This is a genomic window from Sinosporangium siamense, from assembly GCF_016863435.1.
Classification (GTDB): domain Bacteria; phylum Actinomycetota; class Actinomycetes; order Streptosporangiales; family Streptosporangiaceae; genus Sinosporangium; species Sinosporangium siamense.
In genome coordinates, this window is record NZ_BOOW01000042.1 from 99,108 (window position 1) to 113,628 (window position 14,521).

The window sequence follows — 14,521 nt, forward strand, 5'->3', positions numbered from 1 at the left end:
TCCACCGGCTGACCCGCTCAGCGGGGCCGGTGATCTCTCTGACATCTCAGATACCGCACATAGCTCGGGAACTTTATCACGGCGACATCCGGGGGATTGCGGAACGAAAGCTTCCTCAATGCCGCCTACGGTTGCCTGCATAAACCGCAAATCGATACGGAGCACGAAGATGCACTTCGAGGACGAAGCCGCCTGGGAGAGGTGGCTGGCCGAGCACCACGAGGGTGACCCCGTGTGGCTGAAGATCGCCAAAAAGGGCTCCGGCGGCACATCCGTGACGGTGGCGCAGGCCCTGCGAGTCGCCCTCTGCTACGGATGGATCGACGGTCAGCGCAGGTCACACGACGAACACTCCTTCCTCCAGCGCTTCTCCCGCCGCCGCAAAGCCGGCCCGTGGTCGCAGGTGAACGTCGCCCTCGTGGAGAGCCTCACCGCCGAAGGCCGCATGCGCCCGCCGGGGCTCGCCGAGGTGGCCGCCGCCCAGGCCGACGGGCGCTGGGCCGCGGCCTACGCCGCCCAGCGCGATGCCGTCGTCCCCGAAGACCTGGCCGAGGCCCTGGCGGCCACCCCGGCCGCCGCCGCACGTTTCGAGGCCCTCGGCAAGACCGCCCGCTACCGCCTGATGCTGCCGCTCCTCCAGGCCAGGACCCCGGCCACCCGCGCGGCACGGCTGGACAGGGCCGTGGCCGCCCTGCTGGAGAGCGGCCCTACCCCGCCGGCAGGTCGCCGGGGGACAGCGTCAGGCTGAGGCCGATCGCGGGAAGGATCTCCGGGCCGAACGTCGTGATCTCCGCGATGAGGTCGCCCTCGATCCGCAGCACGTCGATGTTGACGGCGGTGTAGCGGGACTCGCCGGGCCTGCGGACATAATTGGCCGCCGCGGGCTGCCGGTTCACCGCCAGCGGCACCGTGTGCCATTCGCCCCACGCCTGCTCGCCGGTGAGGACGGGCCGCCACATGTCGAGGATCGCCGCACGCCCGGCGAAGACCAGGTGCGCGGGCGGCATGGCCTGGCGGGCGTCCTCCCGCAGGAGTACGGCGAGAGCCGACATGTCGGCCCGCCGCGACGCGTCGATGTAGCGCTGGAGCAGGGCACGCTCGGCCTCGCTGGGGGCGGTGGCGGCGCCCCAGTCGGCGCGGCGGTGGGGCATCTGCTCACGCAGGGTCGCCCTGGCGCGCTGGAGGGAGCTCTTGATCGACGCGACGCTCATCTCCAGGGCGTCCGCGGTCTCCTGCGCCGACCAGCCGGCCACGTCGCGCAGCACCAGCACCGCCCGCTGCCGGGGCGGGAGGTGCTGGATGACCGCGAGGAAGGCCAGCTCGATCGTCTCCCTGGCGATCGTCACGGCGTCGGGCTCGCCACCGGCGGGGGCGGCGAGGTCGAGGAGCTCGTCGGGGTACGGCTGGAGCCAGGTCACCTCGGCCAGGACCGATTCGCCGGGCCCGCCGGCACTGTCGACCGCCATCGCGATCTCGCGCTTGCGGGCGGGAGAGGCGAGGAAGTCCAGGCAGGCGTTGGTGGCGATCTTGTAGAGCCAGGCGCGGAACGTGGAGCGCCCCTCGTAGCTCCCGCGTCCGCGCCAGGCCCGCAGGAGGGTCTCCTGCACCATGTCCTCGGCGTCGGTGTAGGACCCGAGCATGCGATAGCAGTGCACGCGCAGCTCGTGCCGGTGTGCGCGGGCGAGGTCGGCGAACTCCTGTTCGCCGCTCGCCATGATTGGTGTCATGTGTGCCCCCTGGAGGTTCCTCAGGCTACCCCCGCGGGGGAGACGGCGGGGCTAGCCGATGTTCTCCATGCTGAGGGAGCCGTCGGGGTTGACGGTCACGCGTTTCCTGCCGCCGCCGGTGCTGGCCCCGGGCACGGGAATCGCGGCGTGGTAGACGATCATCTGGCTGTATTTCACCTGGTCGCTGGGGTCCCTGTAATCCTGGAAAAGCCGGAGGCGGCCGTTGCTCCAGTAGATGATGATGTGCTTGTCCTCCATCTCGGTCTCGCTCGCGGCCCATGGAATCCACATGGAGCCGGTCCAGCGGCTGTTGGCCATGACCGTGAAGGTGGACTGGTCCTCTCTTTTGAAGAACTGCACCTGATAGGGGAGGAGATTGATGACTTCCCTGATATCGGTGACGGCGGCCCTGGCCGCGCTCGCGGATTCGGCTGCTCCGGCGGGCGGGGCGAGGCTGAGGGTGGCGGTGGCGACGAGGGCGGCGATGAGGGCGCGGCGGGAAACTGCCATGTGAATGCCTTCCTGCGATGGGAGACCTGAACCGGGACGGCCGTGCAGGACCGAGGGACGCTGATGTTTTTCTGCGTGGCCGTCGCAGACCTTGTCGCGATAAATCCGGGGGAATGCGCGTTAGCTGGCGTTTTCCAGGAAAAGGGTTCCGTCGCCGCGGACGATCAGGCGTTTCCGGCCGGCGCCGGTGCTGCTGCCGGGCACTGGAGAGCTCTGCGCGTAGCTGTTCGTCGTGCTGTATCTCACCTGGTTGGCGGTGTTCCAGTAGTCCTGGAAGATCCAGTAGCGGAAGACGGCGCCGTCCCAGGCGAGCGCGACGCTCTTCGTCATCTCCTCCTGGTTGCCGACCCAGGGAATCCACAGGGAACCGGTCCATCGATTGTTGGCGGCGATGGCGAACGTGTTCCGGTTCTCCCCGTTGTAGACGCCCACCTCCGAGGTTCGCTGGTTGATGATTTCCCTGATGTCGGTGATCTCCGCCCGGGCCGCGCGCCCGGAGTGGGCGCCGGGTGCGGAACCGGGTCCGGCGGCCTCGGCGGGCGCGGTGGTGGTGAGTGTGCCGCAGGCGGCCAGGGCTGCGACGGCGGCGAGAATACGGCGAACGACTGCCATGTGACACGCCTTCCTGAAGTGAATGAATATGCGCGAAGAGTATTTGCGGCGCGACACAGCGCTTCAGGGGTGATGGCGGGGATTATGCGTGTGAGTCGTGTTTGCACGCCGGAGGATCGGGCCTTTAATGCCATTAATGGGCCCGCTGTGCGGCTATTTAGGTGCGCTCCATTGATCATGAAGGCGGACCAGGCCCGTCGCACAACCGCGCCAACCCCGATTGGCCAGGATGGACTCCAGGCCGGCGAAGAGGGGCCGCGGGTCGTTCATCACCCGCCACAAGATCCCGATCAGCGACCACCCCTGCCAGGCAGACTGGTTATCAGGGGGGTCGGCGGCGGCGAGGGAATCGGCGAGGTTGCGCGGGCCGGCGGGGGACGGGTGGTCGAGCCGCCGCACGCCGGTGGTGAACACGACGCCGCCGTGCGCGGAGCCGGTGAGCAGGTCGGTGAGGTAGGCGGTCTCCTCGACGGTGTCGGCGCCGTGGGCGACGACCACGCCGGCGAAGCCGTCGTCGAGGAGGGCGGATGCGACGCGCCGGGTGAGGGCGAGCATGGTCTCGGGGGAGACGTCCCAGCTCGGCTCGGCGGTGACGTCTTCGACGGACACCTCCGCCCGGAGCAGGTGCGGCGGCAGGTGTGGGGGCACTGAGGCCGGCAGGCCGGCGCCGCCGGCGATCGCGGGGCGCCCGCCGCGGGTGGTGTGGGCGAAGGTGTCCTTGGTGGCGAGCAGCAGCACGCGGGGGTCCTGGGGGTCCTTGGGAGAGGAGTGGGAGCAGGAGCAGCAACCACAGGGCGGCCACGGCCGCCCACCGCAGGCCGCTGTTCACTCGCGGGCCTCAAGCGTGTGCTCCAGCCGCTCGATGCGGGCGATGAGCGGCTGCAGCTCCTGCCGGACGGCTGCCGCCAGCGCCTGTGCGGGGTCGGCGGCGGCCTGGGAGGCGCGCAAGTGCACGTAGCCGGCGAGGGCGGCGGCCACACCGCGGCGGGCGACGCGGAGGTCGGCGCCGAGGGCGCGCAGCACCTGACCGGCGGTGCCGTCGGGCTCGCCGGCCAGGCCGAGCAGCAGGTGCTCGCAGCCGACGTAGTTGTGGCCGAGTGAGATCGCCTCGCCGACCGAGAGTTCGAGTGCGGCGGCGGCAGGGCCGGTGAAGCGCACCTCGGCTGCTGGGGCGCTCGTCTCGGTGTCGCCGTGCCGCTCGAGGTCGCGCAGCACCTGGTCGGGGTCGATCTCGATGGCCCGCAGCACGTGCAGGGCGAGGTTCTGGCCTTCGGCCAGCATGGCGCCGAGCAGATGCCCGGTGCCGACGCCGGTCGCCTCGCCGTCGCGCGCGCGGCCGACCGCGATGGCGATGACGGTGCGGGCGCGCGGTGTGAGCTGGGGGAACTGCGCGCCCAGGGTGTCGGTGTCAAGCTCGGCGACGGCGGTCTGGCGGATGGCCGTGATGCGGCGCACCGCCTGCTCCAGCGCCCGCTGGCAGATCGCCGAGACGGGCACCCCGGTGTCTTTAACGGCTTCGGCCAGGTCGTCGGGCAGATACACATTGATCTTCGGCATGGGGGCACCCTTCCCGGAGTCATGGGGTTATCTACGGGTTACACACGTAGTTATACCCCCATTGGGGGTATAAGGCTAGCGGCGCAGCGGAAGCAGCAACGCGGGCAGCAGGGTGAGTGCGGAGAAGACCGCCACCCACCGGAAGGCGCCCGCGGGATCGCTTGCGAAGGCCGCCGCGAGCAAGGCCCCGCCGGCCGAGGCCCCGACCGTCTGCACGGTGGCGAGGGCACTGGTCGCGCCGGGGATCGCGGCACGCTCCAGCCCGTTGTAGGCCGCCGCCGACACCGGCACCGCCACCGCCGCGACCCCCGCCCCCCACAGCAGCAGCGCCCCGCCGAGCACCCAGTCGTGAACCCCGGGGAGACTGTGCAGGAACGCCGCCGCCGTGCCGACCGCGACGCCGGCGAGCACGACCGGCCGCGCGCCGACCCGGTCGGTGATCCTGCCGACGTACGGCAGAGCCAGCATGGTCCCGAGACTCTGCGGCACGAGCAGCAACCCGGCGCCCAGCGCGTCGTGCCCGCGGACCTCCTGGTGGTAGAGCGGGATGAGCACCATCGCCCCGAAGATCGACCACCTGGCGAGGAAGGCCGTCGCCGACGCCGCCGCGAACGACCGGTGGGCGAACAGCCACAGGTCGATCAGGGGCGCGGACGCCCGCAGCGCGTGTACGGCGAAGCCCGCCAGCAGCGCCACCCCCAGCACGGCCGGGCCCCCCGAGGCCGCCGACAGACCGTAGACGATCAGCGCGAACGCGGGCGGCAGCAGCGCCAGGCCGATCAGGTCCGGCCGCGGACCGGTCCGCTCGCGCGGCGGGTCGGCGGGGATGGCCCACCAGGCCAGGATCAGGGCGATCAGGCAGACGGGCACGTTGACGAGGAAGATCCAGCGCCAGCCCGCCCCGTCGACCAGCAGCCCGCCGAGCAGGGGGCCGGCGAGAGGGGCGAGCTGCCCGGGCACGGCGGCGGCGCTCATGGCGCGCCCGAGCCGCTCGCGGGGGACGGCCTGGGCCAGGATCGTCATGCCGAGCGGCACGATCATGCCGCCGCCGAGGCCCTGGAGCACCCGGAACACGATGAGGCTCCCGGCCGACCAGGCCAGCCCGCACAACACCGACCCGGCGAGGAAGGCGGCGAGTGAGGCCGTCCACACGGTGCGGGAGCCGTACCTCTCGGCGAGGCGGCCGGTCACCGGGATGACGGCGGCGATGGCCAGCAGGTAGGCGGTGCCGGTCCACTGGAGCACGGCCACGGGGGCGCCGAGGGAGCGGGTGAGATCGGCCAGGGCGACGGTGACCATGGTCATGTCGAGCATCGGGGCGACCGAGCCGGCCACGACGGCGGCTCCGAGCCGGGTCACGGCGGCGTCGCGGGCGGACCTCCCGGGCGCGGTGCGGTCAGGCGCGGTGTTGTCGGCCGCTGCGTCCTTGGGCGCGCCGTCGTCGGTGGTGGTGTCGTCAGGTGTGGCCTCGTCGGATGCGGTGCTGCCTGACGCGGCCTCGCCGGGTGCGGTGTCATCGGCCGCGCTGTCATCGGCCGCGCTGTCATTGGTTGCGGCGTCGTCGGTCGCGGGCCGGCCGCCAGGGGTTCCGGCGGTGTCGCGAGGGGCGGTTCCACCCGCCGTGGCCCGGTCGGCGGAGGCTCCTCTGGGTGTGTGCTTGTCCATCACGGCGGCGACACTACACCGTGCAGTGTAGAAGCGCTACACTGCACGGTGTAGTCACTTCCGCGACAGGGAGCGCCCGTGCCAGACACCCCGACCCTCCGCCAGGGTTCGCCCGCCAAACGCGCGGCCATTGTGCGCGCCGCGCTGGAGGTGTTCGTGCGCGACGGCTACACCCGCGCGAGCGTCGACGCGATCGCCCGTGAGGCCGCGGTCTCCAAGCGCACGATCTACGACTACTACGGCGACAAGGAGCGCCTGTTCCTGTCGGCGCTCGCGGAGACCCGCGAGGCGCAGGAGGCCGACTTCCGGCGGCTACTCGACCGCACCCTGCCCGGCACCACCTCGCGCGACGAGCTCGCGGTGGCGCTGACCGCCTTCGGAAGAGCGTTCGCGACCGAGATCGCCCGGTCGGCCGAGCGGGCCGCGGTGATGCGCCTCCTGATCGCCGAGGCCGCCCACTTCCCCTCGCTCGTGCGCCCCGACCCCGAGGGACGCCCGGTCCAGCGGGCGCTCGCCGAGCGCCTGGCCGAGCTGGGGGAGCGGGGGCTGCTTGAGGTGCCCGACCCCGCCGAGGCCGCCGAGTTCCTCGGACTGCTGGTCACAGGCCGGGTCGACTATCGCTCGTGGTACGGCGCGGTGCCGCTGGCGGACGGCGAGATCGAGCGGCTGGTGGAGGGAGGCGTGCGGGTCTTCCTGCGGGCCTACCGCCAGGGATCATGACGTCGAGTAGGGGGCTCGAAATACCTCTTGGGCGCACCCTGACCGGGGGGACCGAGCGCGCCCGAAACGCGCAGCCAGTCGAAGACCGTGCCGAAGGCCTCCGGGTCTAGGTCGGCGAGCTGCGGGAGCACGCGGTGCCACTTGTCGTCGTCCAGAGCCGCCTTCACGTGCTCACGCGCGAGCGGGCGCAACGAGGCGTCGCCGGCGGCGGTCCGGTCTCCCAGCAGGGCCCGCGCCACTTTGGCGGCTATCGCCGGGACCAGCCACCCCCGTGCCCTGGCCTGGCTCATGATCTCCTCTGCGAAGGCGGCCGCACGCTGCGGGGCGAGTACGGCGAGCACGGCCAGGCGCTCGGAAAGATCGTCGGGGCCCGGGTCGCCCGTGTCCTCCGTACGGTCGAGGATCTCTCCGGCACGCCGCCTGTCGAATCCTAGGTAGGCACGCGCGACCGTGGGAAGGAGCCGGCGCATCCACGGCTTTTCTTCACTCCAGACGAGCATGTCCTCCAGTAGCGGCAGCGCCTGGTCCGACCGCCTCGGACCGAGCCGCGCGGCGACCCTCGCCGCGACCATGATCCGGTATCCGCTCTCGTTGTCCTCCGCCCTGGCCATGCGCACGGCCCGGGTCGCCATCGCCGCCGCCCGGCGCGGATGGGCGTCGGCGATCGCCGACGACACCGTCGCCACGTCCTCGGCGGTGACGGTCATGCCTCCTCCGCCGTGGACCGGCCAGAAATCGGCGTTGTAAATCAGCTTCGCGAGCCTCTTGGCGTCGCCGGGGGACACCGCCGCGTATCCCACGGCGATCTCGGCCAGCAGCCGGCCTCCCCCGACGAGCCCCTCGGCCTCCGCCGGTCTGCCCATCCGGAGCAGAGCACGGACCAGATCCTCTCTGAAGTCGTCCCGCAGGCCGCGCCAGGGGAGTTCGTGGATGCGCTGTTCGGTCTCCAATGCGAGCGATCTGGCGAGTTCGGGGTCGACCAGCCTTGCCGCCGCCGCGATCCGCGCCAGGGAGGCCGCGGGGTCCCCGGTCTGTCGTGCTTTGTCGAGGGCCTGATGAGTGAGGGTGGTGAGCGCGTCGGCCGGTGCCCGCCCGCCGCGCGCTCCCCCTTCGATCAGCGCCGCGCAGGCGACGATCTCGCGGTGCCCCCAGCGGCGTGACCGGCGCTCCGACAGGACCACGTGACACGCGTCCTCGAAGGTGTGTGTGGCGGCGATCGCCGCGACCGCCATCTCGGCCAGGCGGTCCGACTCCACCGTGTAGATCTTCCGGGCGCACGACCTGGCGAGTTCGGCGCCTCGCTCGGGTGCGTGGCGCACGACCTCGACCGCCAGCCGCGTCCGCTGGGCGTCTTCCCGGAGCGGGGAGCCGCGTGTCCGCGCCCACTCCCCGGCCAGGTCGAGCACTCGTCGCGCGGCGGGCGGCAGACCGCCGAGAACCACGGCGGCGTTGTCGAGGACCTGGACCACAAACACCACCGACGCGGACAGCGTCTTCAGGTCGCGCAGGGAGTTGGCGGCTTCCCGTTCCAGTGACGCGCGGGCCTCGGCGGGATCGACGTGGAGGCGCAATGCCGCGACGTGGAGCGGGACGTTGTCCGCGCCCAGCCTCTCGGCATGCCTCCGGACCAGCTCCTCGCACTGTGCGGCCAGTGCGGAGACGTCGCCTGCCCTTCCGTGGCGCGCGAGTGTGCCGAGAATGCCGACCAGAACCCCGATGTCGGGCCAGAGCATCCATTCGAAGTCATCGAGTTTCACCAGATGCGAGGCGATCGCGGACACCAGCCGGTCCAGGCGGGCCTCGCCCCACGGTGTCTCCAGCAGGGCCGCCCAGACGGTGAGCGCCTGGTAGTGGGGGCTGGTACGCGCCGTCTCCTCGGCCCGGTCGTATTGCCCGGCCTCGACCAGCGCGATCCCGTAGGCGGCGAGTTCCTCACGCGAGAGGAACGCGGCGAGTTCCGCCGCGTGCGCGAAGAACCCCAGCCGCACCCACAGGGCGGCCAGCTCACCGGGGAAGTCCTTTCCGCGTCGCCGCAGCCGCGACCGTTCCGCCGCGAGGACGGCGAGCCGGGCCAGGTCGTCCGCCTCGGCAGCCGCCCGCCGGGCCGCCTCGATCTCGGTGAAGGCCGACGCGTCGCTGCCGAATCGCCGCAACATCCTGTCGTGGCGGCGCCAGTCGCCGGCCAGGTCCGCCAGCAGGCCGGTCTCCCGCGTCGAGGCCAGAAGCCGGGCGTAGGGCGCGAACAGGTAGGCGGGGGTGTGCTCCGGCCACCCGAGGTCGCGGTGGCGGGCGGCCCAGGCGTGCAGGCGGGCGCGGTAGGCGGGCAGTTCGCGGGCGAGCGTCGCCTCGGCGGTGTCGCGCAGCGTCTCGTGGGCGAACAGGTAGACGTGCCCGGTGTCGTGGGTCCGCGAGGTGAGGCTGCGGCCGAAGACGCTGTCGATGTGCCAGTGGACCTCGTGGTGGCGGCGGCCGGTCAGGTCCACCAGGTCGGCTACGGTGAGACCGCCTCCGGCGGCGGTGATGCAGGCGACGACCTCGTAGTTGCCGGGGTCGGACCGCAGCAGGTCCTTGAGCTCCTCGCCCGCCCGGAGTTCCAGGTCGCGTGCGTAGCCGGACCGGGTAAGCACGAGCGGCCGGGTGCGGCGCAGCGGGTGGTCGCCCGGCACGTCGCCTGGGATGCCGGGCGCGGGACGGCTCAGCACCAGGACACGCAGGTTGTCCGGCGGGCGTTCCGGCAGCAGCGAGGCGATACTGGGCGTGCCGCCCCTGTCCTCGTCCAGGCCGTCGACCACCATCAGCAGCCGCTCACCCCGCTGGGCGCAGCGCGCCGCGGCCTCGGTGACCAGATACGGCAAGGGGTTGGCCGCGGCGGAGGCGGGAGTGGCGGGGCGTTCGGCGACGGCGGCGAGTTGCCGCACCATCGCCTGGGTGTAGGCGGCGGCGTCGGACTGGCCGGCCAGGCGGGCGGTGACGAAGAACGACACGGCCCGCACCCCCTCGGGTGGCGAGGCGGCGAACGTGGCGGCCAGCGCTGTCTTGCCCGCCCACGGCTTGGCCTGCATCCACAGATAGGGTTCCGCGCCGGCGCAGAACTCGGTGAGCCGGTCAAGCTCGCCGGCCCGGCCGAACAGATGCTCGGGCGCGATGGAGGCTACGTAGGCCCGGTGGCTCGCCAGTTCCTCCGACCGCGCGGGCACGGGCAGCACGTCGGGCAGATCGTCGAGCCGGGGCGGCAGGCCTGCCGCGTCACGAAAGGCCGCGTCTCCGAAGACCGCGTCACGAAAGACTGCGTCTCGGAAGGCCGCTTCACGAGAAGCCGCGTCGTGAACGGACTCCTCGCGGGAAGCCGCGTCATGAGAAGGCGTGTCGTTAAAGGTCGCCTCGGCTGTGCCGTACAGCGCGTCGAGGCGGCTCGCGGCGAGCCTGCCGGTGCCCTCGGCGGCGTGGTTGTCGATCACCACGGCGATGAGCATCCCGCCGCTGAACACCGGCGCGCCCGACATGCCCTCCCACGCCGACCGCCCGGGGTCGGGGTCGCGCTCGGGCGGTGCGGCGACGGTGATCTCCAGGGTGCCGCTGCGCCGGTTGGACAACACCGGCGCGGTCCCCACCAGGTGCAGCATGTCGCGATAGGTGCTCCCGCCCTCGTCGCGGAACTTGAAACGCGGGAAGCCGAGCCCGCTGCACGACACGACGGCGTCGCGCGCGGAGACACGGCCGAAGCGCACCGCGGGCAGCCCGTCGGCGCGCTCGACCCTCAGCAGCGCGAGGTCGCGGCTCTCAGCCACGGAGTACGGCACAGCGGGCGCCGTCCACTCGCCCGGAGTGTCGGCGTTGCACCGCACCCGCACCCGGGCGGCCCCCGCGACGACGTGCGCGGCGGTCAGGACGGTGGTGGCGGTGAGCCGATATCCCGACCCGCGTGCTCCCGCGCCGCCGGGCAGGTCGACGATGACCTCGACGGCGCGTGTGACGTCGAGGCCGTCAGCGTTCCCGCTCATCGGCCCGCCCCGCGACCTCCGGTCGGCGGCCGGTCGAGGCGAGCCTAGGCTCCAGGGTCAGCATGACGCGCTGGGTCCGCACGTCGCCCAGCTTGCCCTCGGCGTTGGCCTCCACCACCCAGAACTTGACCTTCGCGCCGGCCTTGGCCTCGCGGGTCACCGCGACAGTGACCTCCACCTCGACGGGGCCGACCTCGAACCGCAGGTCCTTGCCCTCGCCCTCGGCGATCGCCTCCTCCAGCTCCTGCCGCAGGCCGCGGATCACCTCGGATAGTTCGATCAACGGCGTTCCCTCTCCCTTGTTTCATCGACGCTGCGCCTCGCCTCATCGACCCTGCGCCCTGCTTCATCGACCCTGCGCACTGCTTCATCGACACTGTGCCTTGCTTCATCGACGCGGTGCCTTGTTCCATCGACGCTGTGTCTTGCTTCATCGACGCCCGCAGGGGCGCGAGGGTTGTCCGGTCACGGCCCGATGTGCAGGTGGGCCGCCCACAGCTCGGGCCGGTCGGGGTGGCGTTCGCGCAGCGACCGCGTGGCGTGGTGCAGCGCCTGGCCGCTGCGGGCGGTGTCGGGCGGGGCCTGGCCGCCGCCGGTGAGGTCGCGGTAGACCTCGGCCGCCACATCGGCGGCGGCGTCGCCGTCGATCGGCCACATGGTGGCGATGACATGGCGGAAACCCGCGAGCTGGAACGCCCACGGGAGATGCAGGGCATCGTCGGCCTGCGGCACGAGCAGCTCCCTCATCCGGCACGCTGACAGGTAGGCGAGCTCCGCCTCCACCGGGCGCAACCGCGACAACTCGGCGACCGTCAGCGGATGCGCGGCGTGGTCGTGGAGTAGCAGTGTGCCACCTACCGGGTCCTTCCGCGAGTCCGCCGCGTGACAGGCGAAATGCGCCACGGAATGTGTCGCGAGGGCCGCGAGCACGGCCTCGCGGGTGGCGTCCTCGTCGTGCAGGACCGTCGCGCCCGGCAGCTCCCCGGCGACCGCCTGCGCCTCCCGCCCGGCGTCCGGCAGCGGGGCCGCGCCGGGGGTGCGGCTCATCGCCACCACCAGAGCCGGCCCCGTGGCCGGGGCGCGTTCGCGGGCACGGGCGAGTGCCGGCAGGGTCGCGGTGTAGGAGCAGACGGTCCTGTCGGAGAGGTAGACGCCAAGATCCCGCCGCCCGGCGGCGTGCAGGGGCAGCGAGGCCGCGATGCCGAGCGGGCACCACCACAGGCGTGCTCCGTCCCAGCCCGCCCGGTCGAGGATGGTGAGCACCGGTTCGACGACCTCGTTCCAGAGCCATCCGAGCACGACAGTCACCTCTTGGCGCGCGTACAGGCGGTCCCGTTCCCGGTTGGCGGGGTCGGTCAGCGTCGCGAGGGCGCCGCGCAGCAGTTCCACCTTCCGGCGGGCCGCGAGCTCGGTGAGCCCGGGCAGCGGCAGCGTGTGCACCGGGCGGTGCGGGTCGCCGGTGTGGACCAGGGCCAGCCCGCCGCGCGGCGTGGCGGTGACCGTGGCCACCGGGCCGTCCTCAGCGACCGGTGTCCCGGCCTGCGGATCCTCGGCCGCCGCCTTGGCGATGAGCCCGCCGCGCGCCCGATCCAGCAGCTCGACGGCGCGTCCGGGCCGGCCCGCCTCCGCCTCGGCCGCGGCAAGATCCACCGCGACGCGCCGCACGTTCCCGAAGATCTGCACGCGCTCGCCGGGGGGCAGCCCGTCGGGCGCGAGGTACGGCAGAAGCCCGGCGGCGACCGTGAAGGCCGCGGTCGCGGCCTGCGCGTCGCCAGCCAGGCCGGCGATCCCGGCCTGGCTCAGGTGGATCGTGATCCGGTCCCTGATCGCAGTGCCCTCCAGCGCCTCGGCGTCGGCGACGACCCGCCGGGCCCGGGCCAGGTCGCGCCGGGCGCCGGTAAGGGTGAACCTGGCCGCGAGGGCCGATCCGAGGCTGAGCAGGTGCCGCACGCGGGTGGCGGGGTCAGGCGAGTCCGGAGGCGTCGCGGTCGCCTCCTCCCCGAGGGCGATCGCCTGCTCCAGGTCCGCGCGCCGCCCCGCCAGCTCGAACCGGGCGTGCACCATGGTGCCGAGGTCGCCGGCCACGGCGAGGCGGTCGGCGTGGTCGCGCGGGGTGAGCTCCAGGGCGCGCTCCGCCTGCACGATCGCGCGGTCCAGGTCGCAGAGGTCGCCGCGGGCCCGGTAGCGGGACTGCAGCGCGCGTGCGAGATCGTGCAGGCGTCGCGGCCGGTGCGGGTCTCCGGCGGGGCTGTGCCGTACGGCCTGCTCGGCCAGCGTGAGCGCGCGGTCCAGCGCGTGCGGGTCGCCGGTGCGCAGGTGCCACTCGTGCCGGGCCTTGGCGGCCTCGGCCAGGGCTCTGGAGCGCAGGGGTGGAGCATCGGCGGAGCTCTCCTTGGCCAGCGTCTCGCCGACCTCGGCCGCGCGGCGCAGGTCGTCGAGCACGCCGGTGCGGTGGTGCCGTGTGCGCAGCAGGGAGCAGAGCACTCGCAGGTAGTAGGTTCTCGCCGGCACGCGGCGGGAGAGCGCCTGTTCGGTCAGGGCCGTGGCGCGGTCGAGGGAGGCGAGGTCGCCGATCCGCTGGTGGCGTTTGCGCAGGGCGCTCAGGAGGCCGGGCAGGATGCCCGCCCAGTCGTGGTGGCCGAGCAGGCTCTCCTTCATGTCGATGAGCCGGTCCAGCGCGTCGGCGTCGCCCAGGGCTCGGTGCCGGGCGGTCAGCAGGTTTCCCAGGGTGCGGGCGGCCGACAGGTGCGCGGGCTCGTCCGGCCGGGTGGCCGCAAGGGCCCGCTCCCCGGCCGCGATCGCGCGGTCCAGGGCGCTCTTGTCGCCGGTCTGGTCGAACCACAGGCCGAAGTGGTGGGCGAACCCCGTCAGGGCCGTCGCCAGGGCGGGGTCGCCGGGGGCGCACTCGGCGAGCGCCCGATCGCTCGCGACGGTGGCCGCGCGCAGGCTGTTCAGGTCGCGCGAGACGGTGAAGCGTTTGGCCAGCAGGGCGGCGAGTCTCGCGGAGGACTCGGCGCGGCCGGGCGGGGCGAGGTCGAGGCTCGCCCGTCTGGCCTCGATCGCGTCGTCGAGGTCCGGGGGGCGGCCTGCGTGGTCGAACCGTACCTCGAACGCCGCCGACAGGAGCGCCAGCCGGTGGTGGAGCTGCTCGTGCCCGCCGGGGGTGGCGGCGACGAGGCGGCGGCAGGCGGCGACGGCCCGGCCGGGGTCGCGGGCGGAGCGCACGATTCCGGGCAGCAGGTGGGCTGCGCGGTCGGCGAGGTCGGGGAGCAGTTCGTCGGGCAGCGGGCCCTTGCCGCGCATGAAGCACGGCGTGAGGTGGGCGATCGCCATGTACAGGGAGGAGCCGTCGGAGGGATTTTCGGCGAGCTGGTGGAACCAGCCGTACATCCCGGCGGCGTGGGCGGCGTCCAGCCGTATGGCGGGGGAGGTGTTGTAGGCGCCCTCGCGCAGGGCCTCGTCGAGGGTGAGGGCGTGTTGCAGCACGCCGGGTTTCGTCACGTGAGAGACCTCGCGGTCGGCGAGCACGCGCTTGACGCATTGCTGCACGATCCGCAGCGAGCGGTCGCTCATCGGTGGTCTCCCGGGGAGCAGTGCAATGGTAGATCAGGTCCGAAACCGGATGAAAATCCGGAAAACGCCGTGGGCTTTGATAGGGGACATCCCCTAGGTGGGTTAGGGGTTGTTGGAGGTGCGTCGGGGGTCATATACACGGGTTTATCACCTTGT

Annotated in this window: 11 protein-coding genes and 1 pseudogene; 2 read left to right on the top strand and 10 right to left on the bottom strand. The window is 72.6% G+C overall.

Annotated features, from left to right (window positions below; genetic code table 11):
• The first annotated feature begins 169 nt into the window (after positions 1 to 169).
• Complete coding sequence (locus tag Ssi02_RS39465) at positions 170 to 748, top strand: YdeI/OmpD-associated family protein (RefSeq protein ID WP_204031184.1); 579 nt, start codon at positions 170 to 172, stop codon at positions 746 to 748.
• Here Ssi02_RS39465 and Ssi02_RS31330 read toward each other — a convergent pair.
• The 6 genes from Ssi02_RS31330 to Ssi02_RS31355 all read right to left on the bottom strand — a co-directional run bounded on the left by Ssi02_RS31330 (position 708) and on the right by Ssi02_RS31355 (position 6,071).
• Positions 708 to 1,727 (bottom strand): RNA polymerase subunit sigma-70, encoded by a 1,020-nt coding sequence (locus tag Ssi02_RS31330; protein WP_204031185.1) that lies wholly within the window; start codon positions 1,725 to 1,727, stop codon positions 708 to 710. The two genes, Ssi02_RS39465 and Ssi02_RS31330, sit on opposite strands and share 41 nt — an antisense overlap.
• 51 nt (positions 1,728 to 1,778) lie before the next feature.
• Positions 1,779 to 2,237, bottom strand: coding sequence for a hypothetical protein (locus tag Ssi02_RS31335; protein ID WP_204031186.1), 459 nt, complete (start codon positions 2,235 to 2,237; stop codon positions 1,779 to 1,781).
• Between the two features lie 120 nt (positions 2,238 to 2,357).
• A complete protein-coding gene (locus tag Ssi02_RS31340; RefSeq protein WP_204031187.1) occupies positions 2,358 to 2,849 on the bottom strand; it encodes a hypothetical protein in 492 nt (163 codons plus the stop codon).
• A gap of 153 nt (positions 2,850 to 3,002) precedes the next feature.
• Entirely contained in the window at positions 3,003 to 3,587 is a 585-nt protein-coding gene (locus Ssi02_RS31345; RefSeq protein ID WP_204031188.1) for an asparaginase domain-containing protein, read from the bottom strand.
• An 87-nt stretch (positions 3,588 to 3,674) separates the two neighbouring features.
• A complete protein-coding gene (locus Ssi02_RS31350; RefSeq protein WP_204031189.1) occupies positions 3,675 to 4,406 on the bottom strand; it encodes a Clp protease N-terminal domain-containing protein in 732 nt (243 codons plus the stop codon).
• Between the two features lie 75 nt (positions 4,407 to 4,481).
• Positions 4,482 to 6,071, bottom strand: a complete 1,590-nt coding sequence (locus tag Ssi02_RS31355; RefSeq protein ID WP_204031190.1) for a DHA2 family efflux MFS transporter permease subunit — start codon at positions 6,069 to 6,071, stop codon at positions 4,482 to 4,484.
• 78 nt (positions 6,072 to 6,149) lie between these two features.
• On the opposite strand from Ssi02_RS31355, the gene Ssi02_RS31360 reads away from it, so the two are divergent.
• A complete protein-coding gene (locus Ssi02_RS31360; RefSeq protein ID WP_204031191.1) occupies positions 6,150 to 6,791 on the top strand; it encodes a TetR/AcrR family transcriptional regulator in 642 nt (213 codons plus the stop codon).
• On the opposite strand, the gene Ssi02_RS31365 is transcribed toward Ssi02_RS31360, so the two are convergent.
• The 4 genes and pseudogenes from Ssi02_RS31365 to Ssi02_RS31380 form a co-directional block, all read right to left on the bottom strand.
• Entirely contained in the window at positions 6,773 to 10,792 is a 4,020-nt protein-coding gene (locus Ssi02_RS31365; RefSeq protein ID WP_204031192.1) for a S1 family peptidase, read from the bottom strand. The genes Ssi02_RS31360 and Ssi02_RS31365 overlap by 19 nt on opposite strands.
• A complete protein-coding gene (locus Ssi02_RS31370) occupies positions 10,776 to 11,075 on the bottom strand; it encodes a trypco2 family protein (RefSeq protein ID WP_204031193.1) in 300 nt (99 codons plus the stop codon). Before Ssi02_RS31370 ends, Ssi02_RS31365 begins: the two co-directional genes overlap by 17 nt.
• Positions 11,072 to 11,224 (bottom strand): annotated as a pseudogene (locus Ssi02_RS39985) (hypothetical protein); the annotation flags it as partial. The gene Ssi02_RS31370 and the pseudogene Ssi02_RS39985, both read right to left, overlap by 4 nt.
• Positions 11,225 to 11,257: 33 nt before the next feature.
• Positions 11,258 to 14,365, bottom strand: a complete 3,108-nt coding sequence (locus tag Ssi02_RS31380; RefSeq protein WP_204031194.1) for a CHAT domain-containing protein — start codon at positions 14,363 to 14,365, stop codon at positions 11,258 to 11,260.
• Between the last annotated feature and the right edge of the window lie 156 nt (positions 14,366 to 14,521).